Origin of the sequence: Rothia kristinae NBRC 15354 (genome assembly GCF_001570865.1) — a bacterium.
Taxonomy (GTDB): domain Bacteria; phylum Actinomycetota; class Actinomycetes; order Actinomycetales; family Micrococcaceae; genus Rothia; species Rothia kristinae.
Window position 1 is genome coordinate 141,745 of the sequence record NZ_BCSM01000002.1, and the last position, 23,802, is coordinate 165,546.

At 71.3% G+C, this 23,802-nt stretch carries 22 protein-coding genes and 1 pseudogene; 17 read left to right on the plus strand and 6 right to left on the minus strand.

Annotated features, from left to right (window positions below):
- The first annotated feature begins 99 nt into the window (after nt 1-99).
- Together KKR01S_RS11515 and KKR01S_RS01915 are read left to right on the plus strand one after the other, a co-directional pair.
- Nucleotides 100-1,602, plus strand: coding sequence for a YeeE/YedE thiosulfate transporter family protein (locus tag KKR01S_RS11515; RefSeq protein ID WP_061225152.1), 1,503 nt, complete (start codon nt 100-102; stop codon nt 1,600-1,602).
- 139 nt (nt 1,603-1,741) lie between these two features.
- Nucleotides 1,742-2,485, plus strand: coding sequence for a hypothetical protein (locus tag KKR01S_RS01915; RefSeq protein WP_061225153.1), 744 nt, complete (start codon nt 1,742-1,744; stop codon nt 2,483-2,485).
- Between the two features lie 32 nt (nt 2,486-2,517).
- Here the strand turns inward: KKR01S_RS01915 and KKR01S_RS01920 are convergent, their stop codons facing one another.
- Nucleotides 2,518-4,473, minus strand: coding sequence for a choline/carnitine O-acyltransferase (locus KKR01S_RS01920; RefSeq protein ID WP_061225154.1), 1,956 nt, complete (start codon nt 4,471-4,473; stop codon nt 2,518-2,520).
- A 152-nt stretch (nt 4,474-4,625) separates the two neighbouring features.
- Nucleotides 4,626-5,120 carry a GNAT family N-acetyltransferase gene (locus KKR01S_RS01925; protein ID WP_058730238.1) on the minus strand — a complete coding sequence of 165 codons (495 nt, stop codon included), beginning with the start codon at nt 5,118-5,120 and terminating at the stop codon, nt 4,626-4,628.
- A gap of 92 nt (nt 5,121-5,212) precedes the next feature.
- Between KKR01S_RS01925 and KKR01S_RS01930 the strand changes: the two genes are divergently transcribed.
- From KKR01S_RS01930 to KKR01S_RS01950, 5 genes are all read left to right on the plus strand, one after another.
- The gene (locus KKR01S_RS01930; protein ID WP_061225155.1) at nt 5,213-6,118 is read left to right on the plus strand and encodes an aldo/keto reductase; all 906 of its coding nucleotides are present in this window, start codon (nt 5,213-5,215) and stop codon (nt 6,116-6,118) included.
- 513 nt (nt 6,119-6,631) lie between these two features.
- Nucleotides 6,632-7,825: an MFS transporter gene (locus KKR01S_RS01935; protein WP_058730236.1), complete on the plus strand. Its 1,194-nt coding sequence runs from the start codon at nt 6,632-6,634 to the stop codon at nt 7,823-7,825.
- 277 nt (nt 7,826-8,102) lie between these two features.
- Nucleotides 8,103-9,188 (plus strand): YdcF family protein, encoded by a 1,086-nt coding sequence (locus KKR01S_RS01940; RefSeq protein ID WP_165590130.1) that lies wholly within the window; start codon nt 8,103-8,105, stop codon nt 9,186-9,188.
- Nucleotides 9,189-9,309: 121 nt separating this feature from the next.
- Nucleotides 9,310-10,122: a carboxymuconolactone decarboxylase family protein gene (locus KKR01S_RS01945; protein WP_244884080.1), complete on the plus strand. Its 813-nt coding sequence runs from the start codon at nt 9,310-9,312 to the stop codon at nt 10,120-10,122.
- 48 nt (nt 10,123-10,170) lie between these two features.
- Nucleotides 10,171-11,829: a protein adenylyltransferase SelO gene (locus KKR01S_RS01950; RefSeq protein ID WP_061225157.1), complete on the plus strand. Its 1,659-nt coding sequence runs from the start codon at nt 10,171-10,173 to the stop codon at nt 11,827-11,829.
- A 103-nt stretch (nt 11,830-11,932) separates the two neighbouring features.
- Here the strand turns inward: KKR01S_RS01950 and KKR01S_RS01955 are convergent, their stop codons facing one another.
- Entirely contained in the window at nt 11,933-12,367 is a 435-nt protein-coding gene (locus tag KKR01S_RS01955; RefSeq protein ID WP_058730791.1) for a hypothetical protein, read from the minus strand.
- A gap of 320 nt (nt 12,368-12,687) precedes the next feature.
- Between KKR01S_RS01955 and KKR01S_RS01960 the strand changes: the two genes are divergently transcribed.
- On the plus strand, nt 12,688-13,845 hold the full coding sequence (locus KKR01S_RS01960) for an AI-2E family transporter (protein WP_061225158.1): 1,158 nt from the start codon (nt 12,688-12,690) through the stop codon (nt 13,843-13,845).
- On the opposite strand, the gene KKR01S_RS01965 is transcribed toward KKR01S_RS01960, so the two are convergent.
- Nucleotides 13,832-14,746 carry an arginase family protein gene (locus KKR01S_RS01965; protein WP_061225159.1) on the minus strand — a complete coding sequence of 305 codons (915 nt, stop codon included), beginning with the start codon at nt 14,744-14,746 and terminating at the stop codon, nt 13,832-13,834. The genes KKR01S_RS01960 and KKR01S_RS01965 overlap by 14 nt on opposite strands.
- A gap of 143 nt (nt 14,747-14,889) precedes the next feature.
- Between KKR01S_RS01965 and KKR01S_RS01970 the strand changes: the two genes are divergently transcribed.
- From KKR01S_RS01970 to KKR01S_RS10495, 8 genes and pseudogenes are all read left to right on the plus strand, one after another.
- On the plus strand, nt 14,890-15,141 hold the full coding sequence (locus KKR01S_RS01970) for an LLM class flavin-dependent oxidoreductase (protein WP_081101463.1): 252 nt from the start codon (nt 14,890-14,892) through the stop codon (nt 15,139-15,141).
- A 42-nt stretch (nt 15,142-15,183) separates the two neighbouring features.
- Entirely contained in the window at nt 15,184-16,620 is a 1,437-nt protein-coding gene (locus KKR01S_RS01975) for a recombinase family protein (RefSeq protein ID WP_061225161.1), read from the plus strand.
- 182 nt (nt 16,621-16,802) lie between these two features.
- On the plus strand, nt 16,803-17,015 hold the full coding sequence (locus KKR01S_RS01980; protein WP_061225162.1) for a hypothetical protein: 213 nt from the start codon (nt 16,803-16,805) through the stop codon (nt 17,013-17,015).
- Entirely contained in the window at nt 17,015-17,263 is a 249-nt protein-coding gene (locus tag KKR01S_RS01985; RefSeq protein ID WP_035123395.1) for a helix-turn-helix domain-containing protein, read from the plus strand. Before KKR01S_RS01980 ends, KKR01S_RS01985 begins: the two co-directional genes overlap by 1 nt.
- Before the next feature lie 318 nt (nt 17,264-17,581).
- Nucleotides 17,582-19,003, plus strand: a complete 1,422-nt coding sequence (locus KKR01S_RS01990) for a Rep family protein (protein ID WP_061225163.1) — start codon at nt 17,582-17,584, stop codon at nt 19,001-19,003.
- Nucleotides 19,000-19,590 (plus strand): hypothetical protein, encoded by a 591-nt coding sequence (locus tag KKR01S_RS01995; RefSeq protein ID WP_058730784.1) that lies wholly within the window; start codon nt 19,000-19,002, stop codon nt 19,588-19,590. Before KKR01S_RS01990 ends, KKR01S_RS01995 begins: the two co-directional genes overlap by 4 nt.
- Nucleotides 19,587-20,048, plus strand: a pseudogene (locus KKR01S_RS11575) (relaxase/mobilization nuclease domain-containing protein); the annotation flags it as partial. The gene KKR01S_RS01995 and the pseudogene KKR01S_RS11575, both read left to right, overlap by 4 nt.
- 412 nt (nt 20,049-20,460) lie before the next feature.
- Entirely contained in the window at nt 20,461-21,348 is an 888-nt protein-coding gene (locus tag KKR01S_RS10495) for an ABC-2 transporter permease (protein WP_061225164.1), read from the plus strand.
- Between the two features lie 18 nt (nt 21,349-21,366).
- Here KKR01S_RS10495 and merT read toward each other — a convergent pair whose 3' ends face one another.
- Together merT and merA are read right to left on the minus strand one after the other, a co-directional pair.
- A complete protein-coding gene (gene merT / locus KKR01S_RS10500) occupies nt 21,367-21,669 on the minus strand; it encodes a mercuric ion transporter MerT (protein ID WP_081101492.1) in 303 nt (100 codons plus the stop codon).
- Between the two features lie 49 nt (nt 21,670-21,718).
- Complete coding sequence (merA, locus tag KKR01S_RS02005) at nt 21,719-23,143, minus strand: mercury(II) reductase (RefSeq protein WP_061225165.1); 1,425 nt, start codon at nt 23,141-23,143, stop codon at nt 21,719-21,721.
- Between the two features lie 106 nt (nt 23,144-23,249).
- On the opposite strand from merA, the gene KKR01S_RS02010 reads away from it, so the two are divergent.
- Complete coding sequence (locus tag KKR01S_RS02010) at nt 23,250-23,639, plus strand: heavy metal-responsive transcriptional regulator (protein ID WP_058730782.1); 390 nt, start codon at nt 23,250-23,252, stop codon at nt 23,637-23,639.
- The last annotated feature ends 163 nt before the right edge of the window (nt 23,640-23,802 follow it).

A 23,802-nucleotide genomic window follows, 5' to 3' on the forward strand; every position in this document is an offset into this window, starting at 1 on the left:
CGGATGACGCGACCCTCGACGACGCCGCGACCGCCCGCGTAGCTTCGGGCCAGGCCCGCGATCGGCGGGCCACCCACTCGCGACGGAAACGGGGCACCCATGATCCTCACCGGACTCGGCATCGGCATCCTCCTCGGCATCATCATGCAGCGCGGCCGCTTCTGCGTCACCGGGATGCTCCGGGACATCTTCCTGCAGCGCTCGTGGCGCGGGTTCACCGCCCTGCTCGTGGTGATCTCCGTGCACGGGCTGGGCCTGGCACTCCTCACCGCCACCGGGGCGATCACCCCCGAGTACCCGGCCTTCGCCCCGGCGGCCGTGGTGATCGGCGGACTCGTCTTCGGCCTCGGCATCGTCCTGGCCGGCGGCTGCGCCTCCGGCACCTGGTACCGCTCCGGGGAGGGGCTGGTGGGCTCCTGGGTCGCGCTGGCCCTGTACGCCACCTCCGCGGCCGTGATGAAGTCCGGTCCGCTGAGCGGCTTCACCACCTGGATGAAGTCCGGGACCACGGGGCTGACCACCATCCCGGAGGCCCTCGGCCTGCCCGCCTGGGTCTTCGCCGTCGGTCTGGCCGTGATCACGGCGCTCGCGGTGGCCCGCTACCGCCGGGCCGACGCCGCCCGGCCCCGTCCCGCGCGCCTGGACGGGCGCCCGACGTGGCAGCGCCCGCTGGGACTGTGGAGCGCCGGGATCCTGGTGGGGCTGCTCGGCGTCATCGCCTGGCCGCTGTCCGCCGCGACGGGACGCAACGACGGTCTCGGCATCACCACGCCGTCGTCCAACCTCATGGGGTTCCTCATCACCGGGGAGCCGCAGAAGCTGGACTGGGGCGTGCTGTTGGTGCTCGGCCTGCTCGCGGGTTCGTTCCTCGCGGCCAAGGCCACTGGGGAGTTCCGGGTGCGGGTGCCCGACGCCCAGACCACCGTCCGCGCGGCGGCCGGCGGCGTGCTGATGGGCGTGGGCGCCTCCTTGGCCGGCGGCTGCACCGTCGGTAATGGCATGGTGCAGACCGGCCTGTTCACCGTGCAGGGTTGGGTCGCGCTGGTCTTCATCGCCCTGGGCGTCGGCCTGGGCGCCAAGCTGTGGCTGGCCCCGGTGCGCGACCGGCCCGCCGCCACCGGGGCCGGCGCCGGGTCTGAGGCTGAGGGCACCTACACCACCGCGCAGAGCCTGGATCAGGCCCTGCCGGAGGAGGACCGGGAGGCGACGTCGGCGGGGTCCGTCCCCGCTGCCCCCGCCGGGCCCTCCGTCGGCGCTCCCGCCGCCGCGTCGACCGTGTTCGCGGGGATCGCGATGGCCCCGGGCGGCGTCGGGGTGCTGCAGCGGCTCGAGGAGAAGGAGCAGGTGCGCGACCTCGGTGACGGCCGCTACGCCCTGGACTCCCTCGGCGCGGTCTGCCCCTTCCCGCTGCTGCAGGCCCAGCGGGTCATGGGTGAACTGTCCGCCGGTGACAGGCTGGTCATCGACTTCGACTGCACCCAGGCCACCGACGCCATCCCCCAGTGGGCCGCCAAGGACGGGCACGCCGTGGAGGACTTCCGCGAGACGGGCTCGGCGAGCTGGCAGATCACCCTGCGCAAGGGCGGGGCCGCCCGGGCCTGAGCTCTCAGCCCTGTTCTCCCATCTCTCCGATCGATTCGGGACGGGTTCGTCGCTTCGGGACCGGAATATCCCGTCCCGAAGCGGCGAACCCGTCCCGAATCTGGTTCCCAGGGGTGATGGCCTGTGGTGCAATGGGCCCATGAGCGACACCGCCCGCCGCCGCCTTCCGTTCCTGACCTGCGGCCTCATGGTGCTCACGGTCGCGGTGCTTGCGGGAATGCTGCCCATGGTCGGTCCGGAAAGCTGCGGCATCCACGATGCGGCGTGCTCGGAGGCCGGGGTCGCGCGTCGTCGGGCGGTCACGGCGGGCCTGGGGATCGCCTGCCTGGCCTGGGCCGGGAGCGTGCTGTGGGTGGGTCTGGCGCTGTCCGCCGCGTCGTCGCCGTCGACGCCGGGCGGCGGGGGTTCCGGACGGGTCGGGGCCGGGATCTGGGGGCCGGGGGCGCTGATGCTGCTGGCGCTGATCGTGCTGGCGGTGTGGGTCGTGCAGATGGCGGTGCCCTTCGACCTCCTGTACTCGGTGACCTTCCTGCTCGGGGTGGGGATGCAGCTGGTCGCGGCTCGCTCCTGGTGGCGCGCGGGTGTTCCGGCTCGTCCCGCCTGGCTGATCGGTGTGCTCCTGCCGATCGCCGTGATCTTCGGTGGCCACTGGCTGCTGGGCGCGGTGCCCATGGCGTGGTTGGGACTGGGGATCTTCGGGTCCTCCACGGCGCTGGCCCTGGCGTGGCTGGGCTTCGCCTGCGGCATCGCGGTGCTCCTGTGGCAGCTGGTCGCCGGGCAGTTGGGTGACGCCTCAGCGCGGAGTTCCCGGGGCGCCACCGCGCGCTGGATCCTCGGAGGCGCACTGCTCGGCATCGGGGTGCTGGTGTCCGGGATCGGGTGAACCGGGCGGGTCGCAAGCTCAGGCCCGGCGGGTCACTGCCCGAGCCCGCGCACGAACTCCCCCAGCAGCGTCGCCGCGCGCGGCAGGGCGGCCAGGAACTCCTCCGGGGCGTCGGCGGTGTCCCGGTGCCAGGTCAGGCAGTACTCGATGGCCTCCGGGTGCGGGGTGTAGCTGATGCCGAAGCCCTCCGGGACGGTGGGCGCGAAGGCGTAGCGCACGATCTGCTGCGCCCCGCCGATCGAGGTGGTGGACAGGAAGTCGGTCGTCGCCGCGGCCACCCCCGGGTCCTCCAGGAACGCCCGCGCCGGGGCGTCGACATCACGGCCCTCCGCGGCGATGCGCCGCAGCCCCAGCAGGTGCCGGTCCACGCCCTCCCCGCGCTTGCAGGCCTTGACCCAGGAGCGATGAGCTTCCAGCGCCTCGGAGAACATGTCGAGTGCGGCATCTTCACTGATCAGAGCGTGGGCGAAGGCCACGGCCTCCGGCGTCACCGGCCGCAGGCACTCGGTGCGCCCGGCCCGATACTCTCGCATGTCCACGGCTTCATATACGGCGCGCGTGCGGCTGTAGGCCAGCTGCTGGGCAACGGTGAGGATCAACTGGGAGACCGCATCGACGCTGAGCTTCAGCGGCAGTCCCTCCGCCGGCGGTCGCGGGACGCGAACGATGGCTGTCTTCAGCTCCCGCGCCCGTTCGCGCCCGCGGGCGAAGCCGTCCCGGATCGTCGCGCAGGCGGCGTCGGGCCAGTGCCACACCAGCTCCGCCGGCCCCTGGACCGAGTCCCGGGTCGCGGTCTCCTCCGGCCGGTTCTCCCCAGCCGCGGCCCGCTCGACGCACCGCCCGGCCTCGGCCGGGGCCGAGCCGGAGACCACCCGGGAGGACCCGCCCGCGTCCTCCGCTGCCTCCTGCATCCGTTGGATCGCGGCGACCAGGGTGGCCCCGTCCACGGTGGAGTGCTCGGCGTGCAGGCACAGCCAGTCATCGCGCAGGCCGATCTCGTAGCTGATCGGGCGGAGCGCCCACACCCGGGAGGGTTCGAAGGCCAGGCGCCGCAGGTGCTCCGCATCCTCCAGCACCTCGTCCGTGAGGGTCGCCGTGAAGAGCAGATCCCGCAGACGCGCATACGTCGCGGCGTTGCGCGGATCCTGCAGGGCCTCTGCCAGCAGCGGGGCCAGCTCGCCGCTGCCCAGGGCCGAGGCCGCCGCGAACGGCAGCGCCCCGGGAGCGATGACGGAGACCCGGCTTCCCGGGGCCTCCTGGTCCTGCTCGGTCTTCCGCGCCGCTGCCCGCAGCACCGCCCGCAGCGACTCGGTGAGGGTGGAGACCGGCAGGGGCGCGCCGTCGTCGTCCGCGACGGGCACCGCGTAGAGCCGGCCGACCCGGAACACCCCGATCTCCCGGTGCGCGGCCCCCGCGCGCGGCGCCAGGATCTCATCAACCCCCGGTCGCGGATGCCGCAGCCCGCCGGCAAGACATTCCCACTGGGTCATATCCACGGGGTTGCCGCGGGGATCCGTCTCCTGGGGGGTCTGCCCGCGAGCCTGGGTCAGGTGCACGGCCGCGGCCCGGTGGATGAACCGCGCCGCCCGCCCGACGTCGGGAGCCCCGTCCGTCCGCCCCGGATCGGCATCCCCCGACCCCATATCCTCCGCGTCCGCGTCCGTCGGCTCCCCGCACGTCGAATCCAGGAAGCTCGGGTTGATCTGGAAGGCCACGTTGGTGCTCAGCGGCAGCGGCTCGCGCACCGCGAGGTAGTCGCGCAGCCACCACGCGGACAGCCAGCTGCGACCGGCCGACGCCTCCCGGGTCGCTCGCTGCCGCAGCCGCTCCTGCAGGGCGGGACCGGGGCCCGCGAGGAAGGCCCGGGCCGCCGCCTCGGTCGCGCGCAGGGTTGGGGCGTCGACGACGGCGCCCACCGCCCGCACCACCGCCTCCACCGTGTGCTCCAAGGGAGGGACGGGCAGGGGCTTCGGCGCGGCGGTGCTCATCCCCTCATCTTCTCGCACCCTCGGCCCGGCTGTGCCGGCCCCACTCAGCAGGTTTGGGAGGGGCTTCGACGTTCGGGAGTGTTCTCTGCGCTCCCAAACGTCGAAACCGCTCCCAAACCGTCCACAGCCGCAGCCGCAGCCGCACCCGCCCCTCAGTCCAGGGTCAGCTGCAGGAACGCCAGGTCCAGCCACCGGTCGAATTTGCGCCCCACTTGTGGCAGCAGCCCCACCCGGGTGAAGCCGAGCCGCTCGTGCAGGCGGATGGATCCGGTGTTCCCGGCGTCGATCCCGGCGACCATCACGTGCATGCCCCGCGCGCGGGCCGCGTCGATCAGCTCTTCCATCAGCGCCCGGCCGATGCCGCCGCCCCGGGCGTCCCGGTGCACGTACACCGAGTGCTCCACCGTGCGCGCGTACCCGTCGAAATCCCGCCACGGCCCGTAGGTCGCGTAGCCGAGGACGGCGTCGTCCTCATCCACCGCGACCAGCACCGGCTGGCCGGCCTCCCGGTGCCGGGCGAGCCATCTCAGCCGGTCGGCGTCGTCCACCGTCGCGTCGTTCCAGATGGCGGTGGTGTTCTCCACGGCATCGTTGTAGATCCCGGTGATGGCGGGGACATCGCGGTGCTCGGCGGTTCGGATGCGCATGGGGTCAGGGTAGCGGGCCGGGGAAGCGCGATCGCGAGACAGGTACTGACAGTCCCTGGCTGAGACTCGGGATCAGGGGTCAGGGTGGGGGCATGACCGAGAAGCTCACCGCAGACAGCACCTTCACCCTGAACAACGGCGTCGAGATGCCCGTGATCGGGCTGGGCGTGTACCAGTCCTCCCCGGAGGACACCGCCGACGCCGTGCGCACCGCCCTGGAGACCGGCTACCGCCTGGTGGACACCGCGGCCGCCTACGGCAACGAGAAGCAGGTTGGGCAGGGCCTGCGCGCCTCCGGGATCTCCCGCGAGGAGGTGTTCCTGGAGACGAAAGTCTGGATCTCCGACTACGGCTACGACCAGACCCGCCACGCCTTCGAGAAGGCCGTCGGCAAGCTCGAGGTGGACCAGCTGGACCTGCTGATCCTGCACCAGGCCCTGCCCTCCGAGTTCGAGCGGACCCTGGACGCCTACCGCGCCCTGGAGTCCCTCCTGTCCGAGGGGAAGGTCCGGGCGATCGGCGTCTCCAACATCATGGTTCCGCACCTGGAGCGCCTGCTGGCCGAGACCGACGTCGTGCCGGCCGTGAACCAGATCGAATCCCACCCGTACTTCCGCCAGGCGGACCTGCAGGCCTTCCACCGCGAGCACGGGATCCTCACCCAGGCGTGGTCGCCCATCGGCGGCATCACCAGCTACCGCGGCATCGACGGCAGGCAGACCTCCACCCTCACGGATCCGGTGATCACCGGCATCGCCGAGGAGCACGGCAAGTCCCCTGCGCAGGTCATGCTGCGCTGGCACCTGCAGCACGGGGTGCAGGTGATCCCCAAGTCCGTGCACGAGCACCGCATCCGGGAGAACCTGGACGTCTTCGACGTCGAGCTGTCCGAGGAGGAGATGGCCCGCATCGACGCCCTCGACGGCGGGGTGCGCGGCGGTCCCGAGCCGGAGGAGATCACCCTGGAGTCCTTCGGCATGGACATCCCGGAGGCGTAGGAAGGGCCTCCGCGGTGGCCGACCGCCCCCCTCCTCGGCCCCTTCCCCCGGTGTGGGAGCGGTTTCGGCGTTCGGGAGCCACGAGAACGCTCCAGAACGTCGAAACCGCTCCCAACACCGCGCTCGAGGGGGAGGGATGGCGGGGTGTTCCATGCGCGCATCGGCAGCACCTGCGCCTACCGACACCGACGGAGCGTGTCCGCCGCGACTGACGATGCCGCCCCCACGCGCCGTTAGCGCTCACACCAGACCATGCTGATAAATGGCATGAGCCACATATCCGGACGTAACACGGATTTCACAGATCTTTTTCCCCGATCGCGAAATAATGGCGGCAGGTCTCCCGTTGTTCCTCCGTGCCTGCCGGGGACGGACGGGCGCCTGCCCGCCGCGCAGCGCCGCACGGTGAGCTGTCTCGAGTCACTGCTGAAGGGAGGGATCATGTCGGAGAATCGACTGTTCACCATGCGTCACGCATCACCAAAAGTCGGGTTGGTCACATTCTGGCTGGCCATGGGGACGTTCGCGTTCGGGGCGGGGGAGTTCGCCTCGATGAGCCTGCTGCCGTCCATCGCCGCGGACCTGGGCACCCAGGAGTCCACCGCCGGCCACATCATCACCGCGTACGCGCTCGGCGTCGTCATCGGCGCGCCGATCATCTCGGTCTTCGGGGCCAAGTGGCCGCGCAAGCCGCTCATGCTGTCCCTCCTCGCCGCGCTGATCCTCGGCAACCTCTTCGCGGCCTCGGCCCCGACGATCGGCACCCTCGTGCTGGCCCGGTTCCTCTCCGGCATCCCGCACGGGGCGTTCATCGGGGTGGCCATGCTCTTCGCCTCCAGCCTGACCCTGCCCACCAAGCAGGCGCGGGCCGTGTCCAACGTGCAGCTGGGCATCACCGTCGCCACGATCGTGGGCGTCCCGGCCTTCACCCTGCTGGGGCACGTGGCCGGGTGGCGGCTGTGCTTCGTGCTGATGAGCGCGATCGCCGCCGCGGTCCTCGTGGCCCTGTGGCGCACCGCCCCCAACACCGCGGGCAACCGGATGACCAGCGCCAAGCTGGAGATGACCGCGCTGAAGAACCCCAAGGTGCTGCTGACCCTGGTCACCGGCGCCGTGGGCTTCGGCGGGATCTTCGCGATCTACTCCTACTTCACCTCCGCCTTCCAGGCCACCGGCGCCGGCCCGGGCTGGGCGCTGTCCCTGATCCTCATGCTCTACGGCGTGGGGTCCACGGCGGGCAGCTTCCTCGCCGGATTCATCAAGCACGAGACGCTGCTGTACTCCGCCCTGGGCTTCCAGGCGGTGCTCGGGCTGTCCTCCGCGCTGTACGCGGTGAGCGTGGGCAACGCGTGGCTGACCGGGGTGGCCATGGTGATGATCGGGGCCAGCGGCGGCCTGGTGGTGCCGCTGCAGACCCGCCTGATGATGGCCGCCGGGGACGCCCAGACCCTGGCTGCGGCCATGAACCACGTGGCCTTCAACCTCGCCAACGGCGTGGGTCCGCTGGTCGCGGGCACCGTGATGGGCATGGGCGGCGGCTGGGCTTCCACCGGCTGGGTCGCGGTCGCCTTCTCCATGGGCGGTCTGGCCCTGCTGGTCGTCAACGTGCTGGTGGACCGGCGCAGCCCGATCGACAGCCACGCCGTGCGCTTCGAGGTGCCGACGGCGACCGCGCCGATCACCGGGTTGGTGCCGATCCTGCACTGACCGCCCGGACGCGCCGGGCTGGGCCGCACCGGATGCGCCGGTGTGGGCCGCCGCTGGCTCGGCCCTTCCTCCGCGGGAGATGCCGCGCAGAACGGGAGAGGAGATCTCCCGGACTGCGCGGCATCTCCCGTTGTGCGTCCAGAGGCGACAGGCGCTGGGGATGCCTGCGGGATGCGGGGGCACCGGAGAAGCGCCGGCGCCCTCGGGTCCGGACAGGGCAGAATGGCCCGTGCCCGGCCATCCCCGGCGACCCGATGAGAAACGGAGCATCCGGCTCGTGAGCATCCGCGACATCCTGCAGGACCCCGCCGTCGACGGCGTCCTGCACCTGGCCATCGCCCTCGGCGTCGTCGTGTACTGCCTGGTGGGCTTCCGCCGGGCCGGGCACCGGCTGCGCTACGGCATCATCCTGCCCATCGGCGTCGTGCTGCTGATCGGAGCCGTCCTGCGTCTGGCTGGGTCGGCGCGGGTGCCGTGGGTGGACGTCGTCGGCGGCGTCATCGCCCTGCTGGTGTTCCTGGGTCTGTGCCTGGGGTACCTGGTGCTCACGGTGTTCCTGCTGGTCAACGGGGTCACCATCATGCGCAAGGAGGGGCGGCGCCCGGCCACCCTGCTCTCCTTCGCCGCCGGGGCGTGGATGGTGCTGCTGCCCGCGCTGCCCGTCGTGCTCGCGGCGACCGGGGCCCTGCGTCAGGACGCGGTGCTGGTGGTCTTCGCCGCGATCTACTCGGTGCTCTTCGCGGCCACCGCGTACGTCGCGTTCTTCTTCCTCGGGTTCCTGACCTCCGCCGTCGGGTACCGGAAGCTCGCCAGGCGCTTCGCCCCGGACGCGATCATCGTGCTCGGCGCCGGGCTGAAGGGGGAGGAGCCGACGCCGCTGCTGGCCGGGCGGCTGGATCGCGGCCTGGAGGTGTATCACCGGGAGACGGCGCGCGGGCGGGCCCCGGTGATGATCCCCAGCGGCGGCCAGGGCCCGGATGAGGTGATCCCCGAGGGGGAGGCGATGCGCCGCTACCTCGCGGACCGCGGCGTGCCCGCGGAGCACCTGCGCCCGGAAACCCGCTCCACCACCACCCTGGAGAACCTCCTGTTCTCCCGGGAGCTGCTGGAAGACCCCGACCGGCCCGTGGTGGTCGCCACGAGCGACTACCACGTGTACCGGGCCGCGATGCTCCTGCGGAAGGCCGGACTGCGGGGGCGCGCGGTGGGCTCGCGCACGGCCGGGTACTACGTCCCCTCGGCGTTCCTGCGGGAGTACGCGGCGGTGCTGGTGACCAACCGGTGGGCGCATCTCCTGGCGTTCGCCCCCATCATCGCGATGATCCTCGCCTTCTACGGGGTGGTCCTCACGCAGGTCGTCTGAGCCGCCGTTCCCCGACGGCGCCCCTCGACGGCGTTCGCCGGGGGGCCTCCGAGAGGGGCCCTCGCGGTGCCTCCCCTGGGCGGGGACTGCCGCGCGGGGCGTCGTCGGGGTAGAACGGGAGGTGCGCAGACCGCCCGAGACCGGGCGGAGCGAACCGGCCGATGAGGTGATGGCGATGTCGGAGGAGCTGACCCGACGCGGCGATGAGGTCTTCGAGCGGCTCTTCGGGGCGGCCCCGGACCCGCAGGCCGGGGATGACCCGGAGTTCATGGCGATCCTGCGCCGGGTGATCTTCGGGCAGGTGTTCTCCGTGGGGGAGCTGGAGGACCGCACCCGCGAGCTCATCACGGTCACGATCCTCGCCGCGATGCAGTGCCCGGGCCAGCTCACCGCCCACACGCGGGCCGCCCTGCACGTCGGCGCCACCCCGGAGCAGATCCGCGAGGCGATCTACGGGCTGGCCCCGTTCCTCGGCTTCCCGCGCACCCTCAACGCGATCGCCGCGATGAACGAGGGACTGCGCGCCGCCGGCGTCCAGCTGCCCCTCGCCCCGCGCACCGCGACGCCGGAGGAGGAGCGCTTCGAACGCGGCACGGTCCTGCAGCAGCGGCTGTACGGGGATGAGATCCGCGAGGAGTTCGACGACGGCACCGCCGCGGGCGCGGCCCTGCCGCGGCTGCTCACCGAGTTCGCCTTCGGGGACTTCGAGTCCCGGGAGGGCCTGGAGACGGCCGAGCGGGAGCTGCTGATCCTGTGCGCCCTGGTGGCGATGGGGCTGGCCCCGCAGGTCGCCGTGCACGTGAAGGGGTGCCTGCGGGCGGGCCTGTCCCGGGAGACCGTGGCCGCCGCGATCCTGCACTGCGCCCCGTACACCGGGATGCCGGCGGCGCTGAACGCGTACCGGCAGCTGCGCGCCGCCGTCGACGACGCCTGATCCCCCGAGGGGCCTGCCGCCCCCGCATCCCGGTGGGAGACTGGGGGCATGCGCTCCTCCTTCCTTCGGGATCTCCCCGAGCTCGGCATCGCGTGGCGCGCGCAGTCTGCACCGGCTCCGCGCAGCGTCCTCGTCAACGACGGGCTCGCGGCACAGCTCGGCCTGGACCCGCAGCGCCTGCGCACCCGCACCGGTGCCGCCTTGCTCACCGGCACCGACCTGCCCGCCGGCACCCGGCCCGCCGCCCTGGCCTACGCCGGGCACCAGTTCGGCGGCTGGTCCCCGCGCCTGGGCGACGGTCGGGCCCTGCTGCTGGGTGACCTCCCCGACGTCGATGCCGCCCCGCCCAAGACCGCCGGCGGCTGCGCCTCTGCCGGGGCCGAACCGCCCCGGCCACCCGCCGCCGCGGCGACCGGTGCCCGCCGAGCCCCGGATCCGGCGTCCCTGCGGGAGCTGCACCTGAAGGGCACCGGACGCACCCCCTTCGCTCGGGGAGCCGCCGACGGCAATGCGGTCCTGGGCCCGATGCTGCGCGAGCACGTGGTCGGGGAGTTCCTCCACTCCGTGGGCATCCCCACCACCCGGTCCCTGGGGGTGGCCGCCACCGGGGCCCTCGTGTCCCGCCCGGACCGGATGGACCCGCGGCGCACCGTCCAGCTGCCGGGAGCAGTGCTCGCCCGCGTCGCGGACAGCCACGTGCGGGTGGGCACCTTCCAGTACGCGCTGAGCACCGGGGGACCGGAGCTGGTGCGCCGGCTCGCGCATTGGTGCATCACCCGCCACCACCCGGGGGCCGCCGACGCCGCGAACCCGCCGCTGGAGCTGTACCGGAGGGTCGTGTTCGCCCAGGCGCGGCTGGTGGCCGCGTGGGAGGCGGTGGGCTTCGTCCACGGGGTGATGAATACGGACAACATGGCGATCTCCGGGCAGGGCATCGACTACGGCCCCTGCGCTTTCCTGGACGCCCACGACCCCGACGCCGTGTTCAGCTCGATCGACCGCACCGGGCGCTACCGATACCGGAACCAGGCCGCGGCCGCGCAGTGGAATCTCGCCCGCTTCGCGGAAGCTCTGCTGCCGGTGCTCGACGCCGAGCCGGACCGGGCCGTGGACCTCGCCCAGGAGGCGCTCGCGGGATTCCCGCCCGTCTACGAGGCCGAGCGGCTCCGGCTCTTCGCCGCCAGGATCGGGCTGCGGGTGCAGGGGGAGGCCGCCGCGCCCTCGACCGCCGCTGCGGTGGAGGACCTGCTGGGGCTGATGGCCCAGCACGCCGCGGACCACACGGACACCTTCGGCGCCCTGATCCCTGTGGCCGAGTCGGGGGATCCCGCGCGGGCCGACGGGCATGGCTCCCGCGGCGCCCGGCCGCGGGCCGAACCCGCCGCGGAGGGCACGCGGGATGAGCCGGGAGCGGACCCCTCCCCGGACCCCGGCCTCGCGGCGGACCCGCGCTTCCGGGAGTGGCTCGCCCGCTGGCATCAGCTGGGGCCGGATCCCGCGCTGATGCGCCGAAGCGCCCCGCGGGTCGTGCCGCGCAACCACGCGCTGCAGGAGGCCCTGGACGCGGCGGAGGCGGGGGAGATCGGCCCGGTGCTGGAGATCCTCGACGCCGTCTCCCACCCCTTCGAGCACCGGCCCGGCAACACCCGGCTGGGCGCACCGTCGGGGGCGCAGACCCGCGGGTTCACCACCTACTGCGGCACCTGAGGATCACCCCTCACGCCGCCTCATCCGGACACGCGAGAGCCCGCGCAGCGCCTCCGGGAAAGGGTGCGCGCGCGGGCTCGGGCGTCGGGGGAGGGGGCGGGCCTCAGCCCACCCACTGAACGGTGATCTGCGGGTCGAAGGCGGCGGTCTTCAGGATGTGGGAGTCCTTCAGATCCAGCCGACCCTCGTGGGAGGTGACCTCGAAGTGCTCGTGCTGATCCCCGCTGGTCAGATCCACGCTGTAGGTCCCGTCGGGGGCGGGCACCTCGCCGATCCCGTTCGGGGCGGGGGCCTTCAGCCAGTACACGGTGGGCTCGGTGGCCGAGCGCACGAGGGCCAGGTTCGCGAAGGACTCGGGGCTCTGCGAGGCGGCGGCCTGCTGAGCCGTGGTCTGCTGCGTGGAGGTCGCGGTGCCGGTCGGCGTCGACGCGGCGTCCTCGGCCTGCGCGGGACCGGCCACCAGGATGCCGGCGCCCAGGGCGAGGGCGGCTCCGGCGGCGGAGACGGCGGCGATGCGGTGCTGAGGATGGCGGGTCATGATCCGAATGCTCCTTTGCGTGTCGCTGCCCGCGGAAGGGGTCTCCTCCCGGGGGACACCCCCACCGTAGGCCCGCCGCGCCGGGGCTTCACCGGGCCGTGATCCGCGGTCCGAGAAGGTCACGGGACGGTCACCCCGGGTGCGGCGCCCCGTCGCGGCCGGCGACGGCGGGGCGCACCGCTGCCGGGACCGGGTTTCGAGCCTCGCCGTCGGGGCGCTCGGGTGCCGCCGCGTGATCCGAGCGTGACCGGATCCCCAGGAGACTCCCAGCTGCCCGCGCCCGGGCGGGCGGGACGGGTGCGGGTCTAGGGTGTGGAGTCATGGAGACCCCCGCGGCCGAGCCGGCCGAGACCACCCCCGCCGCGTCGCCGGCCGCCCCCGTGCGGGGCCTGTGGCGCGACGCCTACGGGCGGGCCGCGATCCGGTGCCTGCAGACCCTGCTGATCGCGGGCGTCGTCGGCCTGGGGGTGTGGCTGGCGGCGACGCTGAAGCTGGTGACGCTGCCGCTGCTGATCGCCCTGATCATCGCCGCTGCGATGAACCCCATCATTCGGGCTCTGCGCACCCGCGCCCGCTTCTCCCGGGTGGGGGCGGCGGTCACCGCGCTGCTGGCGATCCTGCTGGTGCTGGCCGCGATCATCTCCGGGATCGTGATGACGGTGATCGAGGAGTGGCCGGACCTCTCCGCCCAGGCGCAGCAGGGGGCCAACCAGCTCGCCGAGATCCTCACCGGCTGGGGAGTGCCCCTGGACGAGACGCACCTGAACGAGTACCTGCTCAAGGCCGGGGAGTACCTGCGCACCAGCGACGCCGGCTCCAGCGCGGTGGAGGGCGTCTCAGTGGTCACCGAGCTGCTGGCCGGGTCCCTCCTGATGGTGGTGATGCTGTTCTTCTTCCTCCTGGACGGGCCCCGCATGTGGGCCTTCCTGGTGGGGTGGCTGCCGCAGCGGCTGACCGAGCGGGCCAATGAGGCCGGGCGGGCCAGCGTGCACGTGCTGGGCCGCTACATCCGCGGGACCGTCATCATCGCGGCCTTCGCGGCGATCGTGGACCTGACGGCGATGCTCGTGATGCACGTGCCGCTGGCCTTCCCGCTGGCCGCGCTGATCTTCCTCGGCGCGTTCATCCCGATCGTCGGCGCCCTGGTCACCGGCTTCGCCGCGGCCCTGGTGGCCCTGGTCGCGGCGGGCCCGGCGGCCGCGGTGATTCTGACGATCGTGGTGATCATCGTGAACCAGGTGGAGCACCACGTGCTGCAGCCCAAGGTCATGGGCTCGGCCCTGAGCCTGCACGGGGTGGTCATCATCTCGGTGCTGGCGATCGGGGCCCACGAGGGCGGGGTGGCCGGGGCGCTGCTGGCGGTCCCGCTCACCGCGGTGGTGTGGGCCAGCGTCCGGGTGTTCCGGGACATGCGCGGGCGCGTCGCGCACCGACTGCCCGCCCCGGACCCGCAGGAGCAGGCCGCTACCGCTCGGTGAGCGGCAGCCCGTCCACCAGGGCCTCCATGGCCAGCACGGAGCGGGGGATGAACTCGGCGATGCTCAGCCCCACGACGTCGGCGGCCTCGTCCAGGTCCGCGATGATGCGGCGCACCTGCGCCCGAGTCAGCCCGCCGGGCACCAGGCCGAGACCGAGCGCGGCCTCGTCGCTGTCCACGACGTCCACATCCAGGTGCACCGCGACCTTGCCCGCCCCGGTCCCGGCCAGCCAGTCCAGCAGCGGGCGGGTGCTCTCACGCAGATCCGCCGGGGAGAAGGAGCTCAGACCCCACTCGTCGAGGTGGGCGAGGGCGTCCTGCTCGCCGTCGTGCAGCCCGGCCAGGGCCACCCGCGCGGGATCCACCGCCGCCGGCAGCCTGTCCAGGATCTCCGGGTCTCCCTGCCCGACGATCGCGGAGACGGCCATCGCGTGGTAGCCGTCGTAGCCGGTCTCCGGGGTGTCGACGTCCGGGTGGGCGTCGATCCACACCACCGCGAGGTCCTCCCCGTGGCGGCGGGCCAGCTCGGTGAAGGGGACGACGCTCACCGAGCACTCCCCGCCGAGGGTGAGGATGCGCGGCGCGTCCCCGTGCCGGGACAGGATCTCCTGGGCGGCGTCGAGGGAGGCGAGGATCTGCTCGCGGGACTCGATGCCGCCCGTGGAGCCCGACTCCTCCTGCGGGACCGGGACCACCTCGGTGGGTCCGTCGTGCTCGGGCAGCATGGCCTCGAGGAAGCGGGCGCCCAGGGCGTAGCCGCGGCGGGCCCGATCCAGGGGCGCTTCGGGCAGCAGCTGGGCGACCATCTCCTGCCCGGCTCCCTGCCACTGCGGCCAGATCAGGCGCAGGGTGCGGCCCTGCTCCCGGGGGGCGTCGGCTGGGGATGCGCTTCCGGTGCTCATGGGTTCTCCTCCGTGTGCTCGGGTGCTTCCCCCGGCACAACCGGGCCGCCGCTGCGGATGTTCCGCGCCGCACCGCCGGCGGGGCAGCGGATCCCCGGAATGCCGGCGGGAATAACCGTCATCCCGGGGCGGTTTGCTTGAACATGAAAGCATTTGGATTCCTGAGCTTCGGTCATTACGGCACCGGCCCCGCGGGCAACGGGGTGGATGCCCGGCAGATGCTGCACGACGCCGTGGAGATCGCCGTCGGCGCGGAGGAGCTGGGGGTGAACGGCGCGTACTTCCGGGTTCACCACTTCGCCCCGCAGGCGGCCGCACCCATGCCGCTGCTGTCCGCGATCGCCGCGCGCACCTCCCGCATCGAGGTGGGCAACGGCGTCATCGACATGCGCTAGAGCATGTCGCGGTTGTGACACTCGTTCCGTAAGCTTGGTTGCATGGTCGAACTGGTAGCGCTGAGGAAGACGAACGAGGTGGCCGCGTACGTCCGCGCCTCCATGGACCGCAAGGGCGACCGCTGGACGGTCGATACGCAGCTGAGGAAGATCAGGGCGCTGGCCGAGGCCAAGGACTGGAACGTCGTCGAGGTCTACGAGGACAACGCCGTGTCGGCGACGAAGAAGCGCCGCGCTGGCACCCGCTGGGCCGAGATGCTGGACGACGCCCGCGCGGGCCGCTTCTCGATGGTGGTCGCCGTGGACATGGACCGGCTGCTGCGCAGCACGAAGGACCTCAACACCTTGATTGACCTGGGGCTGCGGGTCGTCACCGTGGACGGCGAGATCGACCTCTCGACGGCCGACGGTGAGTTCCGAGCGACGATGCTCGCGGCACTGGCCCGGTTCGAGGCCAGGCGTAAGGCGGAGCGTCAGATCAGGTCGAACGAGCGCCGACGCTTCGAGGGCATCCCGACGAGCGCCTGGAAGGCGTTCGGGTGGACGCGAGAGGGCGAGCTGATCCCGGAGGAGGCCGACGCCGTCCGGCGGGCCTTCGCCGCGTTCCTCGGCGAGCCGTCGCTGTCGATCCGGCGAATCCGCGAGGATCTGAACGGTGCCGGTCATCTCACCGCCCGCGGGTCGGAGTTCTCCGTCGATGCCGTGCGCTACCTCCTGGCGAACCCGCTCTACGCTGGCTACATCAAGCACTACGCGTCGGGCGAGCTGTACCCGGTGCAGGGCGACGCGTTCCCGCCCATCGTCGGCGAGCAAACGTGGCGGGCCGCGGTGGCGAAGTTGGAGGACAACGTGCGAAGGTCGGCGAGGCAGGGTAACCAGCCGAAGTACCTTCTGTCCACGATCGGGCTGTGCGGGAAGTGCGGCGCGACGCTCGTCTCCGGGACGAACAGTCGCAAGCAGCCGACGTACCGCTGCGGCGAGCAGTTCCATCTCACCCGCCAGCGCGAGCCCGTCGATGCGATGGTGACCGAGGCGGTGCTCACCCGCTTGTCCTCGGTGGATGTGCACAACCTCGTGATGCCGCAGGAGGACGATGGGCCAGATCACGAGGAGTTGCTGACGGAGCGGAACGCCCTGGTCGAGCGGGTGAAGGAGCTGAGCCCGCTGCTGCGTGACATCCATCAGCCGGTCCTGGAGATCACGGCGGCGATCAACGACGTGAAGGCCCGCATCGATGAGATCGACGCGGAGCTGCTCGACCGTTCGGTGTCGGTGGCGGCGAAGTTGCTCGCGGACGTGGACGAGCCGGTCGGCACCGCGGAGCGCCGCGAGGTGGTCGAGGCGAAGTGGAAGACGTTGGACGTGGACCGCCGCCGGATGCTCGTGGACGAGCTGGTGACGGTGACCATCGAGCCCATCGCGCCCGGTCATGTGAAGTTCGACCCCGACCTCATTCGTATAGAGCCGCGTCGCGACTGACACGCGAGTCGACTCGTCAGTGGACTGGTGAGTCGACTCGTGGGAGTCTGGTTGCAGACAAGAAGATCCCACCGGGGGCCAGACTTTGAAGCTGGCGGTACTACTCCCGGATGAGTAGCCGGTCAAACAGCCCAATTACCGTGGCGGGGAACCGGAAGCACACTCATGTTTGAGGACTTCCGATGTCTGTCGTTATCGACGCTCCCCGCGCATCTGCGCTGGACTGCCCTGGGCTCGACCAGGATTCGACCCCCGATCCGCAGGCTGATGGGCTCGATCCCGTCATCGCTGCCGCCCTCGCCGCCGGTCGCCGAGCTGGTGAGCGCCTGGCCCGCATGCCGCTGACTCCGCGCCAGCGGGCCGCGGTCGCCGCCGTGATGGGTGGTGATCGCTGATGAGCGCCAACTCCGCCGCCTTCGCCCACGTGAACGGCTTCCGCTGGCGTGTGGGCGACCCCACCCTCGCCGACAGCGAAGCGCACCTCTACGACCTCGGCGTGCTCCGCTCCGTGCTGGAGGAGGCCGTCGAGATGGCCGTCGCCGATGCCCGCGCCGACGGGGTGACCTGGGCCAAGATCGGCGACGCCCTCGGCGTCACGCATCAGGCCGTCATCAAGCGTTACCGCAAGGGTGGTGCCCGATGAACGCCGCCGAACGCACCAGCGCCACCGCTCCCGCTGACCTGACCAGCCCGACCGATGGGCCTGGCCTGGCATCCGCCGGAGGCGGGCTGCCCGTCGTCGTGATGCCCGTCCTCATCCGTGCTCCGCACTCCAAGAGTTCTGGAAGCCTCATCCGTTCCTACGGGCGCGGCAAGGGCTTGTCGATTGCCGCGCCATGCAACAACATGCCTGGTCAGCTGCCGGTTTCGCCTTCGCTCCACCGCGTGACCCCGCAGGATCATTTGGGGGTCAATAGGGGGTCATTTAAGGCGCCGCACGCTCCTTCCGACGTCCTGGGCGGTGGTCGCCGTAGCTAAGCAGGAGAACAACCCGACGAGCATCGGGCTCACGCAGTACCTCGATCCGTCGTACTGGACCTGGGCCGCCGAGGACGCGAACGGGGCCGCGCTGCTCCAGCAGGGAGCCGGGGCGATCCTCGCCTACGTGGTGCAGCGGCTCGAGGCGATCGGCTGTGAGGTCGTCGAGGCCTACGGCATCGTGCACGACAAGGACGAGCGCGAGGTCTGGAGCGACACCGAGAAGACCCTCGTGGTCGAGCCGAAGCCGGATCACCTGCACGCGGTGATCAAGTTCGCCAGCCGCGCGAAGAGCGCGCCTCTGGATCGGCTCGCGTTTGGCATCGGCGTCGAACCGCAGTACGTCGAGAAGCCCGGTCGCGGGCGGTACGCCTTCGACAACATGCTCTCGTACCTGACGCACGTGAAGTACGCGGACAAGCACCAGTACGCGCCTTCGGAGGTCGCCACGGTGCGCGGGCCGGACTACCTCGGCATCGACGCCCAGCGCCGGGAGACGTGGCTCAAGGGTCGCGCCCACGTGAAGAAGAAGGTCGTCGCCGAGAACTTCGAGGACATGCGCGAGCGCGTGCTCCAGGGCGAGATCACGCGCGATCAGATCATGCTTACCGATGAACTGTTCGACATCTACTCGCGGCATCAGCGGGAGATCGACGATGCCCTGTCCGCCTACGGTCAACGCCGCGCGTACCGGGCGGCGGCGAAGCTCCGCGCCGATGAGTTCTCGACGCACGTGGTATTCGTGCACGGGGATGCCGGTATCGGCAAGACCCGGTTCGCCACGGACTTCATCACCGAGGCGATCAACGCGGCGAACGCCCACGGCGAGCGGTGGCAGGTCTACCGGGCCGCCACGGGGAACCCCCTCGATGACTGGCGCGGGGAGGAAGTGCTGCTGCTCGACGATCTGCGCGCCTCGGCGATGGACGCGAACGACTGGCTGCTGCTGCTCGATCCGTACAACGCCTCCCCGGCGAAGGCGCGCTATAAGAACAAGGGCGAGGTGGCCCCGCGTCTCATCGTCATCACGGCGACGATCGAGCCCGTCGAGTTCTTCTACTACGCCCGTCAGAAGGGCAACGTGGACGAGGCGCTGGACCAGTTCATCCGCCGCCTGGCCTCGGTCGTGAAGGTCTACCGTGCCGACGAGATCAACCGCTACCTCGTGCAGCACATCGGAAGGATCGAGCCCTACGAGTGGCATCAGTGCAGCGTTCCGGCCGCCGCGCACACGCCCGGCATGTACGGGAACGCGTACCACCGGAACGCCGGGTCGCGGGAACTGACCTACGGTCCGGAGACCTCGGCCGACCACGACGCGGACGGCGCGGTCGCGGAGCTGCTGAGCGGGCTCGCCGTGCGGAGTCCGGACGTGCCGCTGGCACTGATCGGAGGTGCCGCATGAGCACCGAACTGGACGCGCTCTTCCAGGGGGTCGAGGGGGCCGGAGGCCCCTCGCAAGCAGACATGGAGGACACGAGCGTCAGCGATGTGTCCGACATGCCTACTGCTTGCCACTCTGGCGTACAGGTGGAGCAGCAGACCGACTCCCAGGTGAACACGGGTCGGGCTGATGCGGAGGCTGTGCGGCAGAGTCACGGCGGCGCGAAGCGTCGTCGTGGGGGCCGCGCGAAGCTCGATACCGACTTCGGAGAGGCCACGCTCGCGGCGCTTCGCACTCGTGCGAAGCGGCTCGGGCTGGCTCCGAGCACGTGGGTGCGGGCCGTCGTGCGCGATGCCCTCCACGCCTCTCGGAGCGAGGAGCTGGACGCCGCCGTGGCCGCGCACCTGCTCGGCGTCGAGGCGCGCGCGCAGGTGTCGGCGGACGCGCGCGAGCTGGCCGCGCAGATCCGCCCGCTGGCGATCAACGTCAACGACCTGGACCACCGAGCACGTGCCGGTGAGGCGGTGGCGCTGTCGTCGGAGGTGCCCGAGCTGATCGAGCTGCTGCGCGAGGTCCGCGCCCTGCTCGGTGATCGGACGGCGTCATGAGCACGACGCACTACAGCCCGAGCGCCAGCGCCGCCGACACGGAGCGCTATATCCGGGGCAAGGAGGACGAGCGGGGCGTCGCGATCACGTGCGATGTGCCGGGAGGCCCCGGCGCGTTCTCGGCGCGCGCTCGGGCGCTCACGCAGAACACGACGCGCGAGGTCGAGACGCTGCACTACCGCCAGTCGTTCAGCGACGAGGAGTTCGACCCGAAGAACCCCGAACACGTGCAGCGGGTGAACGACCTGGGCTACCAGCTCGCCAAGAAGATGCACCCGGATTCCGACTGCCTCGTCGTCAGTCATGTGGATGGGCGGGGAAAGAAGCCGCACAACCATATTTTGGTTCTCAATCACAACAACCGCACGGGAAAGGCGCTCTCGGACTATCGCACGTTCCACGACCGCAAGGCCGGGAATCAGAAGGGCGTGCAGTCGGCGAACGACGAGCTGATGCGCGAGCACGGGCTCTCGGTCGTGAAGCGGCTGGAGCACGCGCCGAAGGACTGGGAGCTGCGCCGCGAAGACTTCGCCGAGGGGTCGCTCGACCGCGAGATGGGCGACCGGATGAGTGCGGCGCTGGCCGATCCCCGCGCGGTGGACAAGGCCGGTCTGGTCTCGGTGATCGAGGAGCAGAACCAGCAGCTCGGTGATGACGGGGATCGGGTGCCACGGATGCGGCTGCACAGCCCCGTCAGCAAGAAGGGCAAACGCGCCGGGCAGGAGACCTGGACGCTCTACATCGAGGACCGCCGCGGCGAGTCCGGGCGTGCCGAGCGCCGCAAGCGCACGAGCGCACTCTCGGCGGACTTCACCCCGGAGGGCGCGCAGGCGTTCTTCGACTACCACCAGCAGCAGAAGGAGCAGGAACATGAGCGCAGCACTCGACAGGCTGAAGCAGCAGAACGGGCCCGTGCAGTCGCCGCAACCGCTCGGCAGTCCGGAGACGATGGAGCTGTTGACCTCGATCCTCGCCGCCGTCGAGGCGCAGAATACGAGGATCGCCACGCTGACCGAGCAGCAGAAGAAGCTCGCGGGGTTCGTGAAGGTGGACAGCGAGGAGCAGGAGAAGCAGCTCTCCGCGATCTCGCATCAGCTGACCTCAACGTCGCCGCCGCCGGAGTCGAACGAGAACAGCGAACTGCTCGCCGGAATCGCGTCCACTCTCGCGGGTATGAGCGTGAACCTCAACGGGGAGAGTCTGAAGGGCTCAGCCTCTAAGTCCGAGGCTGCCGCCAAGCATCTCGATGAGAGCCGGGCTAAGTTCGAGCGGGCCGCGAACGGTGCGCAGAAGGCCTGGCGGGAGTCGATCACCCAAGCCAGCGCCGAGGCGACGAGTGCGATCAGCACGGCCCGGGATCAGGCTGTGCAGTCGATCGAGAGGGCCGCTGCCGTCGCCGGGGCCGTGGCAACAGCCAAGATTGACGCCGCGAACGAGCGGACCGAAAAGATCATCGCCACAACGGCGAAGCTGGAGGCCCGTCAGCTTTGGTCTGTCGCCGCGTCGATGTGCCTCGCGCTGCTGCCGGTCGCAGTGATCGTCGCGGGTGTTTGGATGGCCGTCGCCGGGCTTATCACGGGCGCTCACTGGGCCCTCGACGTGGACGGGAGCGTGTGGCTCGGGATCGGTCGCTGGCTCGTGGTCTCCATGGGCCTCGCCGGGGCTGGCTACGGACTCTTCGCGTCCGTCCGCTGGGTCGCCGGTCTCGTGGAGACCTGGAAGGGCCGCGGGATGCCGAGGTGGCCCCGTTGGCGGTGATGGCTGGATCCGATCGAGCTACCGGTTCCGATCAGCAGTCGAAGGATTTTCGCAGCAGCCAGTCCTGCGGCCTCGGTGCCGCCGCCGTAGCCTGACGAGCATCCCGGCCGTGACGGCCATCGCGACGGCGATCCCGGCACCGATGATCCAGGGATTGCCGAGGATCCCTCCGACGCCTGCGAGTGCTCCGCCCGCCGCGATGAGCGGCAGGCCGCAGGAGAGCAGCAACGGAAGCGCGCAGCATGCCAGTAGGAGCAGCCCGGTCCCTGCGGCGACGATGGGACCGGCGCGCCGTTCGTCGCGGTCGTGATCGGCGCTCATCGTCTGCACCTCTTCCGGATGAGATCTCCCCGATTGCATGCGTTGCCGTTCATGCGCAGCACGAGAGCAGTGACGGGTCGGTGGTGAAGGACTTCGCGGCGATCCGGATGCCTTCGGTCATGGTCAGGTAGGGGGCCCAGGCGTCGGCGACTTCGGCGATGGTCTTGCCGAGCACGTGGACGCCTGCGGCGGCGAGTTCCCCGGCGTCCTTGGCGACGGCGGTGAGGCCGAGGATCTCGCTCGTATCGGCGTTCACGACGATCTTGATGAACCCGCGGGTGTCGCGGTTGATCACCGCCCGGGGCACATACTCCAGGGGCAGCACGCGGCAGTCGCAGCGGATCCCCGCGGCGACGACCTCCTTCTCGGTCATCCCGACCGCGCCGATCGCCGGTCCGGTGAACGTCACCCGCGGCAGATGGGAGTAGTCGACGGACCGGTCGGCGTCGGCGAACGCGTTCTCGGCAACGAGGGTGCCGTGGTGGGCCGCGACGTAGACGAACTCCGGGTGCCCTGTCACGTCGCCCGCGGCCCAGATCCGCGGGTTCGACGACTGCAGATGGTCGGAGACGACCACCTCACCGGAGTCCCCGGTCTTCACCCCGACCGCATCGAGGTTCAAGCCGTCGGTGACGGGACGGCGTCCGAGGGCGACGAGCACCTGGTCGGCGCGGAACTCCTGCGAGCCGCCGGACACGTCCGCGGTAACCACGACCTGCCCGGTCGCCGCGTCCCGGGACACCCGGGTCGGCACCGCGCGGCGGACCACCCGGATGCCCTCGTCGGCGAACACCTCCTGCAGTGTCCGGGACACCTCCGGCTCCTCCTTCGACGCGAGCCGGGACCGCACCAGCACGGTGACCTGGGAGCCGAGGCGGGCGAACAGCTGCGCCTGCTCCAGGGCAACGTAGCCGCCGCCGAGCACCAGCATCGACTCGGGGACCTCGGTCAGGTCCATCGCCGTGGTCGAGGTCAGGTACCCGGCCTCGTCCAGGCCGTCGATCGGCGGAGCCCACGGCCGCGCACCGGTGGCGACCAGGTAGTGCTCGGCCTCGATCGTCTCGACCGCTCCGTCTGCGGCGGTGACCTCCAACACCGGCGCGTCCGGGGTGCCCGCGAACCCGGCGTCTCCCCGCCGGACGTGCCACCCGTATGAATCGGCGACGTCGGCGTACTTCTCGCCCCGCATCGTCTCGACCAACGCCTGCTTCCCGGCGATCAGCGCGGGCATGTCCACTGGGCCTGCCGTCGTCGCGATCCCCGGGAACCGGTCGGCGGCGTCGGCGGCGACGTGCCGTGCATCGGCGGCGGCGATGAGGGCCTTCGACGGCACGCAGCCCGTGTTCACGCAGGTGCCGCCGAGCGTGCCACGCTCGATCATCACCACCGACTTCCCGAGCATGGTCGCGCGAATCGCGGCGGCGAACGCTCCGCCGCCCGATCCGATGATGGCGAGATCGTACTTCGTAGGCATCGCTGCTCCCGTCAAGGCTTGGACTTCTGTTCCGTTTCAGCCATACTGGACCTTCCAGTGCAGGGGAAGGCCAAGCGTGGCCCCTGCCGAATGATCGGAGGCCGCAATGCGCATCGGAGAACTCGCCGAACGCGCGGGCACCACCTCGAAGACGCTCCGGTTCTACGAAGAGCAGGGACTGCTGCCCCCGGCCGACCGGACGCCATCCGGGTACCGCGACTACGCGCCCGACGCCGTCGCCCGGATCGACTTCGTTCACCGTGGCCAGGCCGCAGGCCTCACCCTCGCCCAGATCCACCAAATCCTCGACATCCGCGACAGCGGCCACGCGCCCTGCGAGCACGTGCGAGACCTCCTCGACGCGCGCCTGGCCGAGATCGAGCAGCAGATCGCCCAGCTCACCGCCCTGCACGGCACCATCGCCGACCTCCGGCACGACGCCGCGCACCCGGACCCCGACACATGCAGCCCAGACCAGGTCTGCCGGTACCTGTAGAGGGACGCGGACCGAGAAAACGAGAGCCATAAAACGAACATGCGCTACGAGCACTTAGCTTCATGACGCTCGTGTCGTCGAAGTGGCACAGCAGCCGCTGACACGCCACGCCAGGCGTGGCCGGGAGACCTCCCGAGGAGTAGGTGATCAGCCTGCTCACGGA